The organism is Aeromonas sp. EERV15, assembly GCF_900079845.1.
Classification (GTDB): domain Bacteria; phylum Pseudomonadota; class Gammaproteobacteria; order Enterobacterales; family Aeromonadaceae; genus Aeromonas; species Aeromonas sobria.
On the sequence record NZ_FKKY02000019.1, the window covers coordinates 43,416 to 64,713 of the forward strand.

At 59.8% G+C, this 21,298-nt stretch carries 19 protein-coding genes and 4 tRNA genes; 13 read left to right on the forward strand and 10 right to left on the reverse strand.

The window, feature by feature from the left end; genetic code table 11:
* Positions 1 to 96: 96 nt before the first annotated feature.
* The 5 genes from acnB (at position 97) to mdtD (ending at position 8,832) form a co-directional block, all read left to right on the forward strand.
* Positions 97 to 2,694 carry a bifunctional aconitate hydratase 2/2-methylisocitrate dehydratase gene (gene acnB, locus BN4575_RS16120; RefSeq protein ID WP_068978999.1) on the forward strand — a complete coding sequence of 866 codons (2,598 nt, stop codon included), beginning with the start codon at positions 97 to 99 and terminating at the stop codon, positions 2,692 to 2,694.
* A gap of 280 nt (positions 2,695 to 2,974) precedes the next feature.
* Entirely contained in the window at positions 2,975 to 4,561 is a 1,587-nt protein-coding gene (locus BN4575_RS16125; RefSeq protein WP_068978954.1) for an EAL domain-containing protein, read from the forward strand.
* A gap of 162 nt (positions 4,562 to 4,723) precedes the next feature.
* The gene (locus BN4575_RS16130; protein ID WP_068978955.1) at positions 4,724 to 6,118 is read left to right on the forward strand and encodes a D-arabinono-1,4-lactone oxidase; all 1,395 of its coding nucleotides are present in this window, start codon (positions 4,724 to 4,726) and stop codon (positions 6,116 to 6,118) included.
* A gap of 71 nt (positions 6,119 to 6,189) precedes the next feature.
* Complete coding sequence (locus BN4575_RS16135; RefSeq protein WP_068978956.1) at positions 6,190 to 7,335, forward strand: CobW family GTP-binding protein; 1,146 nt, start codon at positions 6,190 to 6,192, stop codon at positions 7,333 to 7,335.
* 84 nt (positions 7,336 to 7,419) lie between these two features.
* Positions 7,420 to 8,832: a multidrug transporter subunit MdtD gene (mdtD, locus tag BN4575_RS16140; RefSeq protein ID WP_068978957.1), complete on the forward strand. Its 1,413-nt coding sequence runs from the start codon at positions 7,420 to 7,422 to the stop codon at positions 8,830 to 8,832.
* Here mdtD and BN4575_RS16145 read toward each other — a convergent pair.
* The 3 genes from BN4575_RS16145 to folB form a co-directional block, all read right to left on the reverse strand.
* A complete protein-coding gene (locus BN4575_RS16145) occupies positions 8,804 to 9,292 on the reverse strand; it encodes a YbaK/EbsC family protein (RefSeq protein ID WP_068978958.1) in 489 nt (162 codons plus the stop codon). The genes mdtD and BN4575_RS16145 overlap by 29 nt on opposite strands.
* A 99-nt stretch (positions 9,293 to 9,391) precedes the next feature.
* Positions 9,392 to 9,901, reverse strand: coding sequence for a 2-amino-4-hydroxy-6-hydroxymethyldihydropteridine diphosphokinase (folK, locus tag BN4575_RS16150; protein WP_068978959.1), 510 nt, complete (start codon positions 9,899 to 9,901; stop codon positions 9,392 to 9,394).
* The gene (gene folB, locus BN4575_RS16155) at positions 9,901 to 10,272 is read right to left on the reverse strand and encodes a dihydroneopterin aldolase (RefSeq protein WP_068978960.1); all 372 of its coding nucleotides are present in this window, start codon (positions 10,270 to 10,272) and stop codon (positions 9,901 to 9,903) included. Before folB ends, folK begins: the two co-directional genes overlap by 1 nt.
* Positions 10,273 to 10,428: 156 nt before the next feature.
* Between folB and plsY the strand changes: the two genes are divergently transcribed.
* The 6 genes from plsY (at position 10,429) to BN4575_RS16185 (ending at position 12,790) form a co-directional block, all read left to right on the forward strand.
* Positions 10,429 to 11,091 (forward strand): glycerol-3-phosphate 1-O-acyltransferase PlsY, encoded by a 663-nt coding sequence (gene plsY / locus BN4575_RS16160; protein WP_068978961.1) that lies wholly within the window; start codon positions 10,429 to 10,431, stop codon positions 11,089 to 11,091.
* Between the two features lie 47 nt (positions 11,092 to 11,138).
* Positions 11,139 to 11,214 (forward strand) — tRNA-Phe (locus BN4575_RS16165).
* 52 nt (positions 11,215 to 11,266) lie between these two features.
* Positions 11,267 to 11,342 (forward strand) — tRNA-Thr (locus tag BN4575_RS16170).
* A gap of 11 nt (positions 11,343 to 11,353) precedes the next feature.
* Positions 11,354 to 11,429, forward strand: a tRNA-Phe gene (locus tag BN4575_RS16175).
* Positions 11,430 to 11,437: 8 nt separating this feature from the next.
* Positions 11,438 to 11,513: transfer RNA gene (locus BN4575_RS16180), tRNA-Asn, on the forward strand.
* A 104-nt stretch (positions 11,514 to 11,617) separates the two neighbouring features.
* A complete protein-coding gene (locus BN4575_RS16185) occupies positions 11,618 to 12,790 on the forward strand; it encodes a CD0519/CD1768 family membrane protein (RefSeq protein WP_068978962.1) in 1,173 nt (390 codons plus the stop codon).
* A gap of 86 nt (positions 12,791 to 12,876) precedes the next feature.
* On the opposite strand, the gene BN4575_RS16190 is transcribed toward BN4575_RS16185, so the two are convergent.
* A complete protein-coding gene (locus BN4575_RS16190) occupies positions 12,877 to 13,209 on the reverse strand; it encodes a hypothetical protein (RefSeq protein ID WP_068978963.1) in 333 nt (110 codons plus the stop codon).
* A 133-nt stretch (positions 13,210 to 13,342) separates the two neighbouring features.
* Between BN4575_RS16190 and BN4575_RS21335 the strand changes: the two genes are divergently transcribed.
* The gene (locus BN4575_RS21335) at positions 13,343 to 13,519 is read left to right on the forward strand and encodes a ClbS/DfsB family four-helix bundle protein (protein WP_256028992.1); all 177 of its coding nucleotides are present in this window, start codon (positions 13,343 to 13,345) and stop codon (positions 13,517 to 13,519) included.
* A 22-nt stretch (positions 13,520 to 13,541) separates the two neighbouring features.
* Here BN4575_RS21335 and BN4575_RS16195 read toward each other — a convergent pair whose 3' ends face one another.
* A complete protein-coding gene (locus BN4575_RS16195; protein WP_068978964.1) occupies positions 13,542 to 14,234 on the reverse strand; it encodes a B3/B4 domain-containing protein in 693 nt (230 codons plus the stop codon).
* A gap of 433 nt (positions 14,235 to 14,667) precedes the next feature.
* Here BN4575_RS16195 and BN4575_RS16200 point away from each other — a divergent pair, with 433 nt between their 5' ends.
* Positions 14,668 to 15,126 (forward strand): hypothetical protein, encoded by a 459-nt coding sequence (locus BN4575_RS16200; protein WP_068979000.1) that lies wholly within the window; start codon positions 14,668 to 14,670, stop codon positions 15,124 to 15,126.
* A 169-nt stretch (positions 15,127 to 15,295) separates the two neighbouring features.
* Here BN4575_RS16200 and BN4575_RS16205 read toward each other — a convergent pair whose 3' ends face one another.
* The 5 genes from BN4575_RS16205 to argB form a co-directional block, all read right to left on the reverse strand.
* On the reverse strand, positions 15,296 to 15,892 hold the full coding sequence (locus tag BN4575_RS16205) for a class I SAM-dependent methyltransferase (RefSeq protein ID WP_083221067.1): 597 nt from the start codon (positions 15,890 to 15,892) through the stop codon (positions 15,296 to 15,298).
* A 142-nt stretch (positions 15,893 to 16,034) separates the two neighbouring features.
* Entirely contained in the window at positions 16,035 to 17,420 is a 1,386-nt protein-coding gene (gene argH / locus BN4575_RS16210; protein WP_068978966.1) for an argininosuccinate lyase, read from the reverse strand.
* A gap of 737 nt (positions 17,421 to 18,157) precedes the next feature.
* On the reverse strand, positions 18,158 to 19,393 hold the full coding sequence (locus tag BN4575_RS16215; RefSeq protein ID WP_068978967.1) for an argininosuccinate synthase: 1,236 nt from the start codon (positions 19,391 to 19,393) through the stop codon (positions 18,158 to 18,160).
* An 84-nt stretch (positions 19,394 to 19,477) separates the two neighbouring features.
* Complete coding sequence (locus BN4575_RS16220; RefSeq protein WP_068978968.1) at positions 19,478 to 20,389, reverse strand: ornithine carbamoyltransferase; 912 nt, start codon at positions 20,387 to 20,389, stop codon at positions 19,478 to 19,480.
* A 25-nt stretch (positions 20,390 to 20,414) separates the two neighbouring features.
* The gene (gene argB, locus BN4575_RS16225) at positions 20,415 to 21,194 is read right to left on the reverse strand and encodes an acetylglutamate kinase (RefSeq protein WP_068978969.1); all 780 of its coding nucleotides are present in this window, start codon (positions 21,192 to 21,194) and stop codon (positions 20,415 to 20,417) included.
* Positions 21,195 to 21,298 lie beyond the last annotated feature (104 nt).

A 21,298-nucleotide genomic window follows, 5' to 3' on the forward strand; every position in this document is an offset into this window, starting at 1 on the left:
AACTTATATAGTGGGGAGCACCCTACGGGGTGTCCTGCAAGGACGATCGCCGCGAGCGTGGGCGAACCCCAAAAAAAGACCAAAGAGGAATTAGTCGTGCTTGAAACATACCGTAAACACGTCGCAGAACGTGCTGCCGAGGGCGTGGTCGCCAAGCCTCTGGATGCAGAGCAAGTCGCCGCCCTGGTAACGCTTCTCAAGAACCCGCCCGCTGGCGAACAAGACTTTCTCAAAGAGCTGTTGTCCTCCCGCATTCCCCCCGGAGTTGATGAAGCTGCCTATGTTAAAGCCGGTTTTCTCACCGCCGTCGCCAAGAGCGAAGCCCACTCTCCGATCCTGACCGCGGCAGAAGCCGTTGCGCTGTTGGGTACCATGCAGGGTGGCTACAACATTCAACCGCTGATCGATCTGCTGGATCATGCCACGCTGGCGCCGCTGGCCGCCAAGGGGCTCTCCCACACTCTGCTGATGTTCGACTCCTTCCACGACGTGGAAGAGAAGGCCAAGGCGGGCAATGCCCACGCCAAGCAGGTGATGCAATCCTGGGCTGATGCGCAGTGGTTCCTCTCCCGCCCCGAGTTGGCCGAGAAGATCACCGTCACCGTGTTCAAGGTAACTGGCGAAACCAACACTGACGACCTCTCTCCGGCACCGGACGCCTGGTCCCGCCCGGACATTCCGCTGCACGCCCTGGCGATGCTGAAAAACGCCCGTCCCGGCATCACCCCCGACAAAGATGGTGCCGTTGGCCCCATCAAGACCATCGATGCCCTGAAAGAGAAGGGTTTCCCGTTGGCCTATGTGGGTGACGTAGTCGGTACCGGTTCTTCCCGTAAATCCGCCACTAACTCGGTGCTCTGGTTTATGGGCGACGACATTCCGTTCGTGCCGAACAAGCGCGCTGGCGGTGTCTGTCTGGGTGGCAAGATTGCCCCGATCTTCTTCAACACCATGGAAGATGCCGGCGCCCTGCCCATCGAAGTGGACGTCTCCAAGCTGGAAATGGGCGATGTGATCGACATCTACCCCTTTGCCGGCAAGATCTGCAAACATGGCACCGAGCAGGTGCTGGCGCAGTTTGAACTGAAAACCGAGGTGCTGATCGACGAAGTGCGCGCTGGTGGCCGTATCCCGCTGATCATCGGTCGTGGTCTGACCGACAAGGCTCGCGAAGCCATGGGTCTGCCATTTTCCACCGTATTCCGTCGCCCGCAGCCGGTGGCCGATACCGGCAAAGGCTTCACCCTGGCCCAGAAGATGGTGGGCAAGGCGTGTGGCGTGCAGGGCATTCGCCCCGGCACCTACTGCGAGCCCAAGATGACCACGGTCGGCTCCCAGGACACCACGGGCCCGATGACCCGCGACGAGCTGAAAGATCTGGCTTGTCTCGGCTTCTCCGCCGACCTGACCATGCAGTCCTTCTGCCACACCGCGGCCTATCCCAAGCCCATTGACGTGCAGACTCATCACACCCTGCCGGATTTCATCATGAACCGTGGCGGTGTGAGCTTGCGTCCGGGTGACGGCGTCATTCACTCCTGGCTGAACCGCATGCTGCTGCCGGATACCGTGGGTACTGGTGGTGACTCCCACACCCGTTTCCCCATCGGCATCTCCTTCCCTGCGGGCTCCGGTCTGGTGGCTTTCGCTGCAGCCACCGGCGTGATGCCGCTGGACATGCCGGAGTCCGTACTGGTGCGCTTCAAGGGCCAGCTGCAACCGGGTATAACCCTGCGTGATCTGGTTCATGCCATCCCCTACGCCGCCATCCAGAAAGGGCTGCTGACCGTCGAGAAAGCGGGCAAGAAGAATATCTTCTCCGGCCGCATCCTCGAAATCGAAGGTCTGCCGACTCTCAAGGTAGAGCAGGCATTCGAGCTGGCCGATGCCAGCGCCGAGCGCTCTGCCGCCGGTTGCACCATCAAGCTGGATCAGGCACCGATCATCGAGTACCTGAAGTCCAACATAGTGATGCTGAAATGGATGCTCTCCGAAGGCTACGGCGACGTGCGCACCATTACCCGCCGCATCAAGGGGATGGAAGAGTGGCTGGCCAACCCTGTGCTGATGGAAGCGGACAAGGATGCCGAGTACGCCGAGATTATCGAGATCGATCTGGCCACCATCAAGGAGCCAATCCTCTGCGCGCCGAACGATCCGGACGATGCCCGTCTGCTCAGTAGTGTTGCTGGCGACAAGATCGACGAGGTATTCCTCGGTTCCTGTATGACCAACATCGGCCACTTCCGCGCAGCGGGTAAATTGCTTGAGAAGTATCAGGGCGAACTGCCGACCCGCATGTGGATAGCGCCGCCCACCAAGATGGACAAGGATCAGCTGACCGAAGAGGGCTACTACGGCATCTTTGGCCGCGTCGGAGCCCGCATCGAGATCCCGGGCTGCTCCCTGTGCATGGGCAACCAGGCACGAGTAGCGGAAGGGGCCACAGTGGTTTCCACTTCCACTCGTAACTTCCCGAACCGTCTGGGTAAAGGTGCCAACGTCTACCTGGCCTCTGCGGAGCTGGCAGCAGTTGCCGCTATCCTCGGCAAGATCCCGACCGTGGCAGAGTACCTGCAGTACGCCAAGACCCTAGATGCCACAGCGGCAGATACTTACCGCTACCTCAACTTCAACGAGATCGCCTCCTACACCAAGAAGGCCGATGCGGTGATCCTGCAGCAAGCTGTTTAACGGAGTTCTTGCGCTATTTACGCGATAAGAAGTCAATAATGCCGCGTATTTACGCGGCATTATTTATTTGTGTGTTATTTGTCGTCTTTCTTGAGAGGGACTTACAGGTTCCTGCTCGAGAAGGTCAATCACCTGTTTGGTGGTTCGTTTTATAAACACTTTGCGTTATTTTGTTAGGTTATGAGCGGTAATGATGGGGCATCGTTATCGAGGGAAAGTGGATATCTGTTCACTGGGTGCTTGCTTTGGGCAGGCCTGACGAATTGCGGCGTGGTTCTTTATGTTTCTGTTCAGGCTAGATCTCTCCCAAACCCGGTTACGTTTCGGTGCCACCTTGCTGGTGTTTGCCCTGCCACTGTTGGCGGGGAGCTGGATCATCAACAGCAATTATGTACAGGATTTGAAAGCTGACTCCAGCGCGTCGGCCCACAAGGCCAGAGCTCTGCTGGAGGCCATGCTGGATCATGCGGAGCAGGCCAATCGGGAGGTATTGCCGCTGGTCAATGCTCCTTGTGCCGAGAATAAGTTGGTTCTGCGTACCAAGGTTGCGCTCGAGCCCTTCTTGCGTTCGGTTAATCTGGTTCGCGATGGCATCATCAACTGCACCTCGCTGTTTGGTGAGGCCAATGATGCTGACGACGGCTCCATCTACACCGGTCGCAAGCTGCTGCTGATGAGTGGCAATCGGGTGCGGCAGAATCATCCGCTGCTGGTGGTGCGCACCGAGCAGGGCAGGGATGCGGCCTTGAGTGCCATCGACAGCTCCCAGCTCAGTTTTATGCTCTCCCTGAGTGGCCAATCCAGCGAGCTGTTTTTGCAGGTAGGGTCGGCCCGCCTTGATGAGTCGGGCCGCTATCTGAGTGACCCGCCCAAACTGCACCGCAGCACCGGCTTGGCGTTAAGCTCATCGCACTATCCCTTCACCATTCATGCCGGTTACTCCCTGCCGCGTTACTGGCAGTCGGTGTGGGAGGCACGGCGTATGGCGCTGTTGTGGCTGGGGGTGTCTTCTTTCTTGTTGTCTTGGGCTGTGTGGTGGATTCTGGGGCGCCCCGGCTCACCAAGTGACGAGCTGCGCCGAGCCCTGCGGGCCAGGGAGTTTGTGCCCTATCTGCAACCGCTGGTCGCCAGTAATGGCGGCCGTATGACAGGGGCAGAGGTTCTGATGCGCTGGCAACATGCGACCGAGGGAATGATCCGCCCCGATCTCTTTATCCCGCAAGCGGAAGAGTCGGGGCTGATCGTTCCCATGACCAACCAGATCATACAACGAGTGGCGAGTCAGTTAAGCCGGGTACAGGAGCAACTGCCCGACGGTTTTCATCTCAGCTTCAACATCAGCGCCGCCCATTGCCACGACTTTGCCCTGCTGGCCGAGTGTCGCGCCTTCCTCGGCCACTTCGTCCCCGGCAAGGTGGTACTGGTGCTGGAGCTGACCGAGCGGGAGCTGTTGATGTCGGATCCCCAGACCCTCTCCCTGTTCCGTCAGCTGGATGAGATGGGAGTCAAACTCGCCATCGACGACTTTGGTACCGGCCACTCCAGCCTGGCTTACCTGCAGCAGTTTCATGTGGACTACCTCAAGATCGACCAGTCCTTTATCGCCCGCATCGGCACCGAGTCCCTCTCGGAACATATCGTGGACAACGTGATCGATCTGGCGACCCGGCTCGGTCTGGCGTTGGTGGCGGAAGGGGTGGAGACCGAGCGTCAGGCTGATTATCTCAGGGCCAAGGGGGTCGACTATCTGCAGGGCTACCTGTTCGCCCGTCCCATGCCGCTGCGCCAGTTCTGCGAGGAGCTGCTGCCGGAAGAGGCACAGACCCGGCAGCCAGATGGGGTGCGGAGCATCTCGAACGCGACCTGATCTATCGGTGACAGATGGGCGGCAAAGCTCCCGCCAGGAAGGGTAGGGGAGTGCTCTCTCCCTATCCCTCCTCGAGTGCAGGGGCTTGTTTTCCATGCCTTGTGGCTCGCTTTTCGGTAGAATCGGCGCTCATTTTGACGTCAGTAAAAGATGAGGCGCGGTATGACGGTTCAGTTCCAGGCATTTCACAGCATCAAGGCGATCGGTAATCGGGAGGTGCTGTTCAACTGGTCGAGAACCAATCCCCTCGGGGCGCTGGATCAGGTATGGCGCCCGACAACCCGCGATGAGCTGCAAGCGCTGCTGCGGGAACACCCCGAGCGCAAGTTGCGTCTTATCGGCTCCGGCCTCTCTTTCGAACCCATTCACAGCGTCTATGCCGAGGGCAGTCAGGCGCTGCTGGTGGACTTGCACCACCTGCGCGGTCAGTTGGCGAAAACCGCCGATACCGTGACCTATCAGGCGGGGACGCCGCTCGACATCGTCTATGCCGAGCTGATTGCCATGGAGCGGATGCTGCCTGCATCCCCCGGCGTTATCGGCATCCAGACCCTGGGCGGCGCGCTCAGCACCGGCACCCATGGTCAGGGGCTGCACCAGTCAGCCCTCTGCGATGCGGTGGAGGCCATGACTGTGATGCTGGCCAGTGGCGAGATTATCCGTGTCGATCGCACTGACCCGCGCTTCGGCGCCTTCGTGATGGGGATGGGGATGCTCGGCATCCTGCTCGACGTCACCCTGCGTACCGTACCGAATCGCATCATGCGCTGCACCAAGTTCACCACCGACTACCCCTTCCTGCTGGAACACAACGAGCGGCTCAACCGCGAGCACGGCTTTGTGAAGAGCTGGTGGTTTGCCTGGACTGGCGAGAGCCACATCTGGCTGGTGGATCCCGCCTCCGATGAGGAGGTGGCCCGTTACCGGGCCGGTGGCAGCGAGCCGCTGCTGCTGGAGGGCGATATCGACGCCCGCATGAATGCCACCATTGATGCCACCTTGCAGAAGATGGCGAAAGACACCAAAGATGAGGCGCTGGCGGGGGAGCACTTCGAGACGGTGCGCCGCTTCAAGGATGCCTCCGATCTGGTGGGCAACGTCTACCAGATCCTCTGCAAGGGGATCCCTGCACCCCAGATCAACTGCGAGGTGGCGGTACCGCTTCATCGCATGAACGAGGCGCTGGAGACTCTGCAAGCGTGGCAGCAGGCCAACCCGGGCGTGCTGCACTATCCCTTTATCCTGCGCTGCACCGGTCCTTCCGAGGCTTGGCTCAGCGCCGCCCATGGCCAGCCGGTCTGCTGGGTTGGTTTCCTGGTCTATCTGGCGGCGGACGGTACCTTCGTCAACGGCTCCATGGAGCAGATGCGCGAGCTGCAGCAACTGCTGGTGCCGCTCGGTGGCATCCCCCATTTCGGCAAGCATCTGGCGATGGATCTCTACGACTTCCCGGCCCTGCTGCCGCGCTGGAACGACTTTGTGGCGTTGAAAGCCGAGCTCGATCCCCATGGCCGCTTCGAAAACCGCTGGCTCAGCGACCTGTTTGCCAACCGGTAAGGATCTGACATGACCGATATGCAAGATACCCGCGTACTCATCACCCTGCCGAACCGAGGGGAATCATCGATATGACCGATATGCAAGACACCCGGATCCCCGTGACCCTGCTGACCGGCTTTCTCGGCAGCGGCAAGACCACCTTGCTCAACCACTGGGTCAAGCAGCCCGAGCTCGGCGAGTGCGCCGTGCTGATCAACGAGTTCGGCTCGGTGGGGCTGGATCACCATCTGGTGCAGCAGGTGGACGAGCAGGTGATGCTGCTCGATTCGGGCTGCATCTGCTGCTCGGTGCAGGGCTCTCTGGTGGAGGCGCTGCAGGGGCTGTTTATGAAGGCCATCCAGCGCAAGATCAAACCGTTCAAGCGGCTGATTATCGAGACCACCGGTCTGGCCGACCCGGCCCCCGTGCTCTTTACCCTGCGCGAAGAGGGCTTTATCGCCCAGCGTTACCGCTTCGACGGCACCGTCACAGTGGTGGATGCCGGTCATATCGAGCAGCAGTTGGCGGTCCAGTATGAGGCGGTGAAACAGGTGGCGCTGGCGGATCTGCTGGTGGTGAGCAAGGGGGATCTGGTGGACGGCGAGCAACTGGCACGGGTCGAAGCCCAACTGGCGGCTCTCAATCCTGCGGCCCCCATCCAGCAGGTGACCAATGGCGAGCTGTCGCCCAAGGTGCTGGAGAAGCTGGGCGCCTACAACGAAGCAGCGGGGCGCGATGTGCGCCAGCTGCTGGCCTGGCTGCGCACCGAATCCCCCAAGCAGGGATTGGCTTCACCGATGCAGCCGAAGATGCAGCCGTTCGCCGCCAAGGTGGGCACGGCGGCGCCGACCCATTTCGAGCATGGCAGCGCTTTTGCTCACAACAATATCGAAAGCTTCTCCCTGCGCATCGGCGAGCCGCTCAAGCCCTCTCGCCTGCTGGCTGCCATCGATGCGGTGCAGGCCCAATATGGCGATGCCCTGCTGCGCCTCAAGGGGATCTTGCAGCTGGAAGGGGAGAGCCAGCCGGTGGTGATCCACGGCGTCCACGGTCAGCTCTATCCGTTGCAGGCATTGGGGGATTGGCCGGAGGGCAAGGCTCAGTCCCGGCTGGTGTTTATCGTGAAAAGTCAGGACAAGGCGGGAATAGAGCGACTCTTTATGGCGACCCTCAAGGCCCCCGAGCCCACCCTGGAAGAGCGGCTCAAAGCCATGCTCGGCCAACCGGACGCCTGACAGGCCAACGTGACCCGCCCCGTTGTAACCCAACGAGTGCGGGTCTCTTTTTATGCAAGCGATGCGAGAGAGGAGGGGGCGGTTATGTCAGAACATTCACAGAGGGTGACTCCCGCCCAGCGCAAGTGGCTGCCCCTGCTGGCAGCGGTCGGTTTCTTTATGCAGGCGCTGGATGGCACCATTCTCAACACCGCCCTGCCCAGCATGGCCGAGACGTTGGGGGAGAGCCCGCTGCAGATGCAGTCGGTGATCATCGCCTACATGCTGACGGTGGCGCTGCTGATCCCGGCCTCCGGCTGGCTGGCGGACAGGTTCGGTACCCGCCGCATCTATCTGGCCGCCATCTCGCTCTTTACCCTGGGATCAATCGCCTGCGCCGCCTCCAACTCCCTTCCCATGTTGGTGGCGGCCCGTGTGTTGCAGGGGATTGGCGGCGCTCTGCTGATGCCGGTGGGGCGGTTGGCGGTGCTGCGGGTCTATGACAAGCACGAGCTGTTGCGGGTGATGTCGTTTGTCACCATCCCGGGGCTGCTCGGCCCGCTGATGGGGCCGGCGCTCGGTGGCTGGCTGGTGGAAGTGGCGAGCTGGCATTGGGTGTTTCTCATCAACCTGCCGGTGGGGCTGCTCGGCTTTATCGCCAGCTGGCACTTTATGCCGGAGCTGCGGCAGCAGACTGCCCGGTTCGACTGGCAAGGGTTCGTGATGTTCAGCGTCGGTATGGTGCTGGTGTCGGTCGGTTTGCAAGGGCTGGGGGAGCACAGCATCGCTACCGGTTGGGCGCTGTTTGCGCTGATCTTCGGGCTGGCGGCGATGGCGAGTTACTGGCTCTATGCAGCCAATGCGGAGCAGCCGCTCTTTAGCTTGAAGCTGTTCAAAACATCCAGCTTCGCCATCGGCATCTGGGGCAACCTGTTTGCCCGCCTCGGCAGCGGTTCCATGCCATTTCTCACGCCGCTCTTCTTGCAACTGGGGCTCGGCTTTTCACCGAGTAAGGCGGGGATGACCATGATCCCCACAGTGATTGGCGCCATGCTGACCAAGACGCTGGTGAACAAGCTTATCCCCAAGGTGGGTTATCGCCGCATTCTGATCGGCAACACCCTGCTGCTGGGGGCGATGATCGCCAGTTTCTACTTTATCGACAACCAGCTCCCTTATGGGGTCTTGCTGGGCTGGCTGGCGATCTTCGGCGCCATCAACTCGCTGCAGTTCTCCGCCATGAACACTCTCACGCTACAAGATCTCAGCCCGACCCTGGCCAGCAGCGGCAACGGTCTGCTCTCGGTGGTGATGCAGCTCTCCATGAGTTTGGGGGTGGCGATTGCCGCCAGCCTGCTCGGGCTCTTCTCGGCGGGATCGTCAGCTGCCAACGGTCAATGGCTGGCCGGGTTCCACCTTACCTACCTCTGTGTCGGGCTGCTCTCCATGCTGGCGGCGCTGATCTTTGCCCAGCTGGCGCGCGATGGGGCTATGCCGTCGGCGCGGGCAGATAGCTGACTTCGCAGGGGAGCTGCGCCAGCACTTCCGCCAGATGCTCGGTCGCCAGCAGAAAGGTCTGCTCCGGGTGGCCCGGGGTCCAGGTGAAGGCGGCGTGGCTGAGCAGTTGAGGATCCACCAGTAGCGGAATATCGGCGCGGGGCAGAAAGGGACAGACCGCCCCCGGCAGACAGCCGATCGCCGTCTGCATCTCCTCGGCGGTGCAGATGGAGGGCTTGGCGCCGAGCGCAGCCTTGACCGCCTTGTTGTCGAGTCGCCCGTTCCTGTGGGTCAGCAGCAGGGCGAAGCGGCCATCCTTGAACTTGAGAAACAGGGTCTTGCTGAACTCCGCCTGCCAGCCGAGGCGGACCTTGACCCGTTCGTCGGTGGCGTAGTCGAGGATCGGCTCGTGCTCATAGCGCTGGTGGGGCAGTTCGGCCAGCAGCTGGCAGTTGAAATGGTGAATGGTATCGAGTGGCATGGGGTTCTCCTGTAGTGGGCGCTACCCTGCCAGCCTCGCAGGGCCGGGCCCTCTTATTTCGCTATAAACGACAAGGGCGCCGTGAGGCGCCCTTGTCGATCAGTGATGCTGCAATTCACACGCTTCCCAATGAAAGGGAATGGGGCACAACTGCTGGGAGGTTTTGTCATAAGCCTGCCACAGCTCGCCGATGGTGCGGCCATCGATGGGGTGGCGCAGATCGGGGGCCAGCTCGGCCAGCGGCCACAGCACGAAGGCGTTGGTGAGTACTTCACCGCGCGGTAGCACCAGCGGGGTGTCGCAGACCAGCTCGCCATAGAGCAGCAGATCGAGATCCAGGGTACGCGGGGCGAACTTCTTGGCATCCGGCTCGCGGCCGTGGGCGAACTCCATGGCCCGCAGTCGCTGGCAGACGGTGGCCAGCGGCAGGTCGGTCTCGGCAGCCGCTACCAGGTTGTAGAAGGGGCGGCCGTTGAAGCCGACCGCCTCGCTTTCGAATACCCGAGAGACCCGCAGCTCGCCAAATTCGGCGTGCAGGGCATCGAGCCCGGCGCGGATATGGCGATCTCGCTCGATGTTGGAACCCAGGCTGATATAGATGGTGGTCATCAGTTGCTGCTCGCGGCCGGCGTGCGATGGCGCAGGATTTCGACGCCGACCCCGGCGGCATTGGGCACGGCGCCCGGTTTGGTCAGGGTCACCTTGACCCACTGCACCCGCTCGTCATCCAGCACCAGCATGGCGACCTGTTCGGCCATGGTCTCGACCAGTTCGACCACCTTGCCGGTGACATGGGCGCAGATTTTGTTGGAGAGGTCGGCATAATCCAATGCCAGCTTGATATCGTCAGTTGCTGCTGCGGGGCGGTTGTCGAACCCCATCTCGAGGTCAAAGCGAAGCTTCTGGCGAATGCCCTTCTCCCACTCATATACACCGATAGTGGTCAAAACCTCGAGTCCGCGAATAAACACCTTGTCCATGACTGTACTTCTTCTTTACTCTTGATGGGCTGTGATAACAGCGCAGGGATGCTGGCCGGGCAACAGGCTTGCCGGCGCGCTCAGGTTGGGCAAGGACCCATGCCAGCGTGTGTGGCGGCATCATACCCCATTCATATCGTGGTAAAAACGACCAAGATGACGGCCCTGACGATTTTGATGATTATTCTGGCCTACCTGGGTGGTTCACTATCCAGTGCTGTGCTGGTCTCCCGTTGTAGCGGTCTGCCCGACCCGCGGGATCATGGCTCCCACAATCCGGGGGCAACCAATGTGCTGCGCCTCGGCGGTCGAGTTGCTGCGCTGGTAGTGCTGCTGCTCGATGTGCTTAAGGGCACGGCCCCCGTCTATCTCGCCTGGTATCTGCAAATCAAACCCGTCTACCTCGGCTTTATCGGGGTCGCCGCCTGCCTTGGTCATATGTATCCCCTCTTCTTTCACTTTCGCGGCGGCAAGGGGGTGGCCACGGCACTGGGTACCATGATGCCGCTCGGCTTTACCATGGGAGGCGCCGTTATCGGCACCTGGCTGCTGGTGCTGCTGGTCAGCGGCTACTCCTCGCTGGCCTCGATCATTACCGTGCTGCTGACTCCTCTATTTACCTACCTGCTCAAACCTGAGTACACCCTGCCGGTCTCTTTGCTCTCTTGCCTCATTCTGATCCGCCATCACGAGAACATCTCCCGCCTGCTAAAGGGGGAGGAACCCCGGCTATGGGGGCGAAAATCCGGCAACTGCGCCGAGGAAGTGGCAAAAATGAGCGATGTTGCGCAAAAAAAAGACGAACGAAACAAAAAGTGAAATTTCCCGTTGACCATCAGCCTTAAAATCCGTTTAATAGCGCCCACGCCCAGATAGCTCAGTCGGTAGAGCAGGGGATTGAAAATCCCCGTGTCGGCGGTTCGATTCCGTCTCTGGGCACCAAGATTTGGTGCCATGAAATAAAAATTTGTTCATGCACAATAGTTTAAAGTGTGCCGGCTTAGCTCAGTAGGCAGAGCAACTGACTTGTAATCAGTAGGTCACCAGTTCGATTCCGGTAGCCGGCACCATTTATAGATTTGCCCAGATAGCTCAGTCGGTAGAGCAGGGGATTGAAAATCCCCGTGTCGGCGGTTCGATTCCGTCTCTGGGCACCAAGTACAATTCCTCCTTAGTTCAGTCGGTAGAACGGCGGACTGTTAATCCGTATGTCACTGGTTCAAGTCCAGTAGGAGGAGCCATTTAAAAAGCCCTTGTCGCAAGACAAGGGCTTTTTTTTATTGGGCCAAGCCCGTTTATAACCATAAAAACAACCACACACGCACAGATGAACCGCAGGATAGATATGGAAAATCATGTAGTTATAGAGTCAAAGGGGCGACTTGCCGCCATTCGGGACTGGCTGGAGCCCGTGCTGGTGCTGCTTATTCTCGGCAGCCTGTTCGGTTACCTCGGCAGCCAGATGGGCCTCTCGGCCATGGTCAACACCCTGTTCAATACCGCCCACCAGCTGCTGCTCAATACCGTGCTCTTTATCATGGGGATCACGGTGCTCTCCGGTGCCCTGAGCCAGCTGCTCAGCGAGTTCGGGGTGATCCGCCTGCTGGAGGTGCTGCTGGCCCCGCTGATGAAGCCGGTGTTTCGCCTGCCAGGTCGCACCGCGCTGGCTGCCCTGATGACCTTCTTCTCCGACAACCCGGCGGTGATCAGCCTCGCCAAGGACAGCCGCTTTCGCAAAGGCTTCACCCCTTGGCAGCTGGTGTCGCTCACCAACTTCGGCACCGCCTTTGGCATGGGGCTGATCGTGGTGACCTTTATGGCCACCCTGCAGTTGCCGAGCGGTGAATCCACCGCCAGCGCGGCGCTGATCGGCCTGCTGGGCGCTCTGGTGGGCTCGGTAGTCTCTACCCGACTGATGCAGCGGATGATCCGCCCGCTGGTGGGTGAAGAGCTGATCGATGACCAGCCTGCGGGCAACGGCCCCAAGGTGGGAGTGACCAAAGAGGCCGCTCCCGGCTGGCTGCGGATCCTCAACTCCCTGCTCGATGGCGGCAAATCCGGCGTGGAGCTGGGGATGGCGGTGATCCCCGGGGTGCTGATCATCAGTACCTTCGTGATGCTGCTGACCTTCGGCCCGGGCGACAAGGGGTATACCGGCGAAGCATTTCAGGGGGTTGCCCTGCTGCCGGTGCTGGCCGCCAAGGTGAGCTGGCTGTTTGACCTGCTGTTCGGTTTCAAGCAGCCGGAGCTGGTCGCCTTCCCTGCTACCTCGCTCGGCGCGGTCGGTGCCGCCATGTCGCTGGTGCCCCCCTTTATCGCCAAAGGGTGGATCACCGGTAACGAGGTCGCGGTGTTTACCGCCATGGGGATGTGCTGGAGCGGCTTCCTGAGCACCCACACCGCCATGCTGGATGCCCTCGGCTATCGCCACCTCACCTCCCGCGCCATCGTCGCCCACACCATCGGCGGCTTGATTGCCGGGGTGGCCGCTCACCAGCTCTATATGCTGCTGGGCTGAGTCGGGTTCAGATACGGATACAAAAAGAGGCTCTTCGGAGCCTCTTTGCATTTCTCCCTGCCGCGTCCTGTTCATGGGCGCACCAATCACCCTTGCGGCGTGATGCCCTGTACCTTCAACCAGAATCGCTCCTGGCAGTGGTTGTGAAACAGCTTGCTGGCTGGAGTGATGGGGATAGGGCTGGCGATGACCCGATAGCTGATCCAGCACTCGGCGCAAAGCTGTTGCGATGGCGCTTCGTCCTGCTCGGTTTGCTGGCGGATGACGACCCCATTGGCAAACCAGCTGGTCGTTATCTGGTGCCGGATCACAGTGCCGTTCTCATCATGCTCGCTATAGTGTTCACTCTCTTGGTGGGTGAGGGTGACGGGGCTCGCCTGTCGATGAATGGCCCTGATATAGCTGATTAGTTGATTCATTGCTGATCTTGCCGTGATGGTTGGCCTGCACTGGATGAGCTGCACAGGATGGAAGAGGGCTAGCCTAGCGCGCTGCCTTGGCTGCGGCAATCGCCTCGGATGCGCCGCAAGCAAACCTGAACGGGGGAGAGGAGTGGGGAGCCCGCAAAACAAGGCCGAGCTGTTGCTCGCTATCGAGACCAATTTCGGCATGCTGTTCAAGGCGTTGCAGGTCGTACCCGAGAGCCGGGTACGGGAGCTGACCATTGCAGGGCGCAGCAAGGGAACCACCATGAGCGTCGCCAATCTGCTGGCCTACCTTATCTGCTGACGAAACTCGTCTGGTCTCCGGTTTATTCAATATGGCCGATGAGGCACTGCGTGATCACCGCCTCCGGCATCATATCCCGCAGTCCGGCGACCAGCTTTTCCCCCGCCTCATGCAGCGCTGCCAGCGGCATCTCGGGCAGGCTCTCCAGAATGAACCACATCTGGCCCGAATCGATACTTAGTCGGGTACGCACACCCTGCCGCCAGTTCCAGCGCCGACAGGTGATCCCCTTGTCATCCCGCCAGACTACTTCGCCGGGATCCACTGGTTCGTGGGCGGGCTCGCCCCCTCTCATGGTATCGAACTGCTCGCTGCCATCGGCGACTACCAGTCGCGGTTGCCCTTCATAAGCAAGCAGGTTTTCACCCCCGACCGGTATGGCGTAGCGAAGGCTGATGGCGTTGTAGAGATCGACCACGGGGTCGATGGCGGGCAGGTTGCCATCGCGGGCGACCCGTTTTCTCAGGGCCTCGGCGGAGCAGGGGGTCCGCTGCGGCTTGGCGCCGAACTTTCTGAACAGCTCACCCCAGGCGCTGAGGTGCGCCTCTGCCCACGGCACATCGGCGGCCGTCATAGCGCTGCAGGCTTCATCAAGGGCACGCGCCCCCACGTTCGGGTCAACCACGGTCGCGGCCTGCACCGTGATGCTCAGGGCGCGAAAGCCGGGGGCCAGTTGGCTGACTTCGGGGGAGATATGGGGGGTGATCAGGGACATAACGACTCCAGAATCGAAAGAGGCAAGGGGAGAGCGGCTGTCGGCCAGCATAGCGGCAGCGGTAAATCCGGTTTGAGAGCCATCATGCGCGAACATATTAGATAAGAAAATTTACATGATCTTAATGGTCATAAGTTTCTTGAATGAAAAATGGCGTGATCGAGGGGATGGTGGGAGTGGAGGATAAGGAAATTCCATCGCTTCCGGTTTGCTCCGGCAATGTCCCTTTGCCGCGCTGATCCGTAGCGGCAGCCGCTGGCCGCCCGGCTCCCTCCTGATAGCCGCAGTGGTCATGCCCAAGCACGAGGTAGCTATTCAAATCGCTCGACGGCTCAATGAGTTGGCTATGGTTGGCGTTTTTTTCATCGTTCTGGCCCCGCTTATGCACACCTTCTCACATCACCACCAAGGGCTGCCGTCGCGGAGAGATATCATGATCAGTACCCTGCTTCCCCTTGCCTCTATCGCCCTCAAGCTGGGCAGCCAGTTGCTCAGCAGCAGTAGCAAACCCCAGCCCGCGGCGCAGCAAACCGTGCAGGAGGAACGCCTGTCACCGACCGTCCAGAGCCTGTTCCAGCGACTCGGTATCAAGGATGCCGACAGCGAGCAGAACCGCGCTGCTATCAACCACTTTATGGGGGAGCTGATGCAGACTCTGGGGCAGGAGAATGGCGGCCAATCCCTCCCTGCTGCCATCGATAGCGCACGTAGCCAGCTGGCCAACGGCACCCAGAGTACTCGTCTCGATGCCCTGCAAAGCGAGCTCAATACCCTCAAGGATTCCCTCGGTACCAGCGAACTCAATCTCGATCAGCTGCTCGGCGCCTTTAAACAGACCCTGCCCAATGGCAAGGGGGAGGGGGTTGGCAAATTGCTTAATGCCAGTGCGTGAACGGCGGTGAGCAATAAAAAACGGCAACCAATGATTGTCATGTTGCGTTTTATTTCGGTGGCAATTTCTGTGGGTTAACCCGCTCGCTTAGCCAGCCAGCCAGCCAGCCAGCCAGCCAGCCAGCTTCTGCTGTGCTCTGAGTTTTGTCTTCTTATTGAAATAAGCCATCTCAGGTTGCCTTTTTCGCTAGCCAAACCAGATGATGTTCTTGGTCACTTTCTTTTAGTAAAAGTTTAAAACCGTATTTTTTAAGTAGCGCTTCGTAAGCTGCTGGAGCCAAGCTATAAAAATGCAGCTCTTGATTTAACATATTACTGTCGGTGCCTTGATAGTCACTGTCACCACTTGTGAACTGAACAACCCCACCCGGCTTTAACCACTTTTCAAAACGTGCAATCATGAGTTCATGATCATTCTGAGGGAGGTGAAACAGACACCACCATTCAACAATAGCATCAACATGTTCATTGAATGGCGTGAAGCGCACATCGCCATAAATACCACGCATCTTCGGACATTTTCTTTTGGCGATATTTAGCAGTTCTCGTGAACCATCAATTCCTGTGACCTGAAAACCTTTTTCAACCAAATAGTTAGCAATCGGAAACCCGGAGCCACAACCGACATCTAAAATATGTGCACCTGCATGAATATTATTTATTAACAGATCAATGTATTTTTCCTCCGTATAAAAAGAATCTCTCATTTCAGCGAAGCCTTCCGCAATTATATCGTAAGACAGTCCTTGATTGCTCAGTATCATCATGCTCTCATTATTTTTCGCTGGTCAACATTTCACTCTGTCGAGAGTGTAACATTATTGATATTTACCCAGAATAATGAACTGTGAAAAAACGGCAACCGAGGTTGCCGTTTTGCTTTCTTATGCGAATGGCAAGCCGATTGACTTAACCCGCCCGTTTTGCCAGCCACTGTTCGGCGGCAGTGAGGGCTGCTTCTACCTGCTCGCGGGCAACGCCGCCTTTAGCGACCCGTTTGGCCAGGGTCGCTTCCAGTTCCAGATTGGGGTAGACGTCTGCCCCAATCACCGGGCTAAAGCGCTGGAACTCGGGCAGCGAGAGATCTTCCAGCGGCTTCTTTGCGCCAATGGCATAAACCACAACTTCGCCGACGATATGGTGCGCCTCGCGGAACACAATCCCCTTGGCAACCAGATAGTCCGCCAGCTCAGTCGCGTTGGCATAACCACCCTGTGCCGCCGCCATGGTGCGCTCGCCATTTACCTTCAAGTCGATCAGCACCAGCGCCGCCATGTCGAGGCAGTCGTGCCAGGTGTCGAGGGCATCGAACAGCCCTTCCTTGTCTTCCTGCATGTCCTTGTTGTAGGCCAGCGGCAGCGCCTTGAGGCTCATCAGCATGCCCATCTGGGCGCCGACCACCCGGCCGGTCTTGCCACGGATCAGCTCCAGCGCATCGGGGTTTTTCTTCTGCGGCATCAGGGAGGAGCCGGAAGTGACCGCGTCGGAGAGCTCGACAAAGCCCGCCTCGCCGGTGTTGTAGAAGATCAGATCTTCGGCAAAGCGCGACAAGTGGGTCATGGAGAGGGACGCCACGTGCATCAGCTCCACCACGTGATCCCGATCGGAGACCGAATCCAGACTGTTGCGGGTGGCACTGCCAAAGCCCATGTCCAGTGCCAGCGCTTCGCGGTCGATGGCATAGGCAGTGCCCGCCAGCGCGCCGCAGCCGAGCGGGCTGGTGTCGAGCCGCTTGAGGGCATCCTGCAGACGGGAGTAATCCCGCTCCAGCATCTCCACATAGGCCAGTGCCCAGTGGGCGAAGGTGACCGGCTGGGCCCGCTGCAGGTGGGTGTAACCGGGCAGCACGGCGGTCTGGTTGGCTCGGGCGGAGGCGACCAACCCCTGTTGCAGTGCTGTGATGGAGCCGAGCAGCAGTTCGCCCTGTGCCTTGCACCAGAGTTTCAGGTCGGTGGCGACCTGATCGTTGCGCGAGCGGCCGGTGTGCAGCTTTTTGCCAAGGTCGCCGACGGCGGTGATAAGCGCACTCTCGACCCAGGAGTGGATATCTTCGGCATCCGAGTTGAGGATCTGCTGGGGATCCTGCTGCACCGAGGCGAGCAGCACCTCCATCGCCTGTTGCAGCTTTGCCTGCTCGCCCTCGGTCAACACGCCCACTTTCACCAGCGCTTTGGCCCAGGCCATGGAGCCCTGAATATCCTGCTCCGCCAAGCGGTAATCGAACCGCAGTGAATCGTTGAACTGCTTGAACCGGCTATCGGCTCCCTGACTGAAGCGTCCACCCCAAAGTGCCATACTGCTCTCCTTGAATGCGTTGTCGGTAGGCGCCCTGGCCCCCGAGCTTGAAATCGTGCCCTGTTTATCTGCATGACAGTGCGGTAGCGATCGATGTTGCTGCTGTCACATCAAGTAACTGCGAACCGGTTCCCTCTCCCTTTGGGAGAGGGTTAGGGTGAGGGCAATCCCCCTCATCCCCAGCCCTTCTCCCGCAAGGGGAGAAGGGAGCGGAATGCTGTTCTGTCGAACCACGTGAGATAACCTGTCAGCGCTAAATGGTTAGCCAGCTGTTGTTACATCTAATCCCGATCGGTTCCCTCTCCCTCTGGGAGAGGGTTAGGGTGAGGGCAATTCCCCTCATCCCCAGCCCTTCTCCCGCAAGGGGAGAAGGGAGCAAAACGCTGTTCTGTCGAACCACGTGGGATAACCTGTCAGCGCTAACTGGTTAGCCAGCTGTTGTTACATCTAATCCCGATCGGTTCCCTCTCCCTCTGGGAGAGGGTTAGGGTGAGGGCTATTCCCCTCATCCCCAACCCTTCTCCCCTTGTTTTTCAAGTAAGCGGGAGAAGGGGGCAAAGCACACCCCTCATTGAAAGCCGCCCCTGTTATCTCACAGAAGCGGCCAGGGTGCTGCCGCTCTTGTCACAGCTCATCGGTTATCCTTCTCCGCTCACAGACGAGGGAATCAGGTCGCCGCTTATAAGTGAGGGGGCCAAGCCCCCTCACCGGTTTTCTGCGGCTTGAACCCTCGAGGCTTAGCCGTGGGTGTGGTCGCCACCGATGGCCTGATGCTGCTCCTTCATGGCGCGGATCCGGCTGGCCAGAGTGTAGAGACGGATAAAGCCTTCGGCATGGCTCTGGTCATACACTTCGTCGGCACCGAAGGTGGCGAAGTCTTCGGAGTAGAGGCTGTTCGGCGACTTCTTCTGCACCGCAGTGACCTGACCCTTGTACATCTTCAGAATGACTTCACCGTCGAGATCTTCGGCGATGGCGTTGGCAGAGGCGAGGATCGCCTTGCACAGCGGGGTGAACCAGCGACCGTCATAGACCAAGTGGGAGAACTCGGCCCCCAGCTTTTCCCGCCAGGCGCGGGTCGGGCGATCCAGTACCAGCTCTTCCACGGCGCGCAGCGCGGCGACCATCACGGTACCGCCCGGGGTCTCGTAGCAACCACGGGACTTCATCCCCACCATCCGGTTTTCGGTGATGTCGATGCGGCCTACGCCGTGCTTGCCAGCACGCTCGTTCAGGGTCATCAGGATCTGGTGCGGGCTCAGCGGCTGGTCATCTACGGCCACCACTTCACCCTGCGCCACGGTCAGCTTGACGTACTCCGGTTGATCCGGTGCCTGCTCGGCGGGCACAGTCCACTGCCAGACCGCTTCGGAGGGCTCGTTCCAGGTGCTCTCCAGCTCGCCACCTTCGGTGGAGATGTGCCAGGCGTTGGCATCGCGGCTGTAGATCTTCTTCAAGGTTGCCTTGCAGGGGATGCCGCGGGTCTCCAGATAGGTCAGCAGATCTTCCCGGGAGCGCATATCCCACAGACGCCACGGGGCGATCACTTTCAGCTGGGGCGCCAGTGCGGCGACCGCACCTTCGAAACGCACCTGATCGTTACCCTTGCCGGTACAGCCGTGGGAGATGGCATCGGCCCCTTCCGCCAGTGCTGCTTCTACCATCGCCTTGGCGATGATCGGGCGGGCCATGGAGGTGCCCAGCAGATAGGTGCCTTCGTAGACGGCGCCGGTCTTCAGGGTCGGGTAGACGTACTCTTTGACGAACTCTTCGCGCAGGTCTTGGACGATGCACTTGGTGGCGCCGGAGGCGATGGCCTTCTGCTCAATCCCTTCCAGATCGTCGCGCTCCTGACCGACATCGGCGACGAAGGCGATGATTTCGGCGTCATAGTGCTCTTTGAGCCAGGGAATGATGGCCGAGGTATCCAGTCCACCCGAGTAAGCCAGTACGATCTTGTTGATTCCGCTCATGTTACTTCTCTCCGTGATGATTCGATGATGATTCAATAAAAGGGTCGTGATTCAGGTTGAGTGCCGCGTTACTTGCCACCCAGACTATTTATGTCCAAACAGGGTCAGCAACACGGCGTTCTGGATATGCATCCGGTTTTCGGCCTCGTCCATGATGAGGGAGGCGGGGCCATCCATCACCTGCGAGGTGATCTCCAGCTCCCGGTGAGCCGGTTGGCAGTGCAGCACGTGCGCAATGCCGGTGCGGTCGAGCAGGGCCTGATTGATCTGGTAAGGCATAAAGAGCTCGGTAACCTGCTCCATCGGGGTGCTGTCGCCCATGGAGACCCAGGTATCGGTGTAGGCCACGTCGAACCCTTCGATATCCGCCACGTCGTCGCTGATGTAGATGGTCGCCCCTGACTTAGCCGCCAGAGCCTGCGCCTGCAGGAAGATCTGGGTATCCGGGCCGTGGCCTTTAGGGCAGATGAGAGTCACATCGGTGCCCAGAGTCGCCCCCAGCAGCAGCAGAGAGTGGCTGACGTTGTTGCCATCACCGAGGTAGGCGAGTTTCACCTTCGACAGGTCGTCGTAGTGCTCGGCAATGGTCATAAAGTCGGCCAGCCCCTGACAGGGGTGGTAGAGGTTGCACAGGCTGTTCACTACCGGCACGGTGCCGTGCTTTGCCAGCTCGACCAGGGTCTGGTGATCGAACACCCGGGCGACAATGGCATCACACCAGCGCGACAGGTTGGCGGCGAAATCCTTCACCGACTCCCGCTTGCCCAGCGCGCCGTTCTGCTGATCCAGATAGACGCTGTGGCCGCCCAGCCTGGCGATGCCGATGTCGAAGGTGACCCGGGTGCGCAGGGAGGGTTTCTCGAACAGGGTGACCACGCTCTTGCCTGCCAGTGCCTGGCTGTACTTCTTCGGGTCGGCCTTGACCGCTTTGCCCAGCGCAATCAGCGCTTCAATCTGGGCTTTGTTCAGATCACTGTCTTTCAGAAGATGTTGCATCGGATGTTCCTTGTTCCGGTGGAGATCAAATAGCCACTTGGGTGCCGACCGCGCCGCCTGCCAGCAGCTTGAGCAACTGGTCCGGGTAGCGCCAGCTGGCGACACAGACCGGTTTGCCGAGTGTCTCTGCAGCGTGCAGGGCCGCTTCTACCTTGACCGCCATGCCGTCGCGGATCACCCCTTTCTCCATCAAATCGAGGGCGGTTGATTTGTCGAGCTGGGGCACCAGCTTGCCCTTGCCATCGAGGATGCCGCTCACGTCGGAGAGCATTACCAGATCGGCACCGAGGGCTTCGGCAATGGCGGTGGCCGCCTGATCCGCGTTGACGTTCATCAGCTGCCCCTCAGCGGTGATGCCGATGGAGCTCACCACCGGCAGGAAGCCCTGACCGAGGATCCCCGCCACCAGTGCCGGGTTGCCCGGCTTGCACTTGCCGACCGCACCGAGATCCGGGTCGAGCTGGGTCACCTGACACAGGCCGCCATCCGCCAGACAGAGTCCCACTGCCGGAATGCCGGTGGCAATCGCCTTGGCCATCATCTGCTTGTTGGCAGTGCCCGCCAGCGCCCCGGCAATAAAGGGGATCTGCTCGAACGGGGTCACCCGCAAGCCATTCTTCTTGGTGGAGGTGAGACCCAGCCCCTTGAGCAGGTCATCTACCAGACAGCCACCGCCGTGCACCAGCACCAGCGGACGGTGCTGATCGTCGAGAAAGGTTTTGAGGGTGGCGAACAGGGCGGTCAGCGCCTCGTCGTTCTCGATAAGGGCGCCGCCCAGCTTGATTACCAGAGTCTGTTTGTCCATATCTCTCAATCCTTCCTTAAATCAGGCATTGGCCTGCGTAATAGCGCTGTTATGTCCAACCGGAAAGGGCACCGAACTCAACGTGATTACCAACGTCTGTTTGT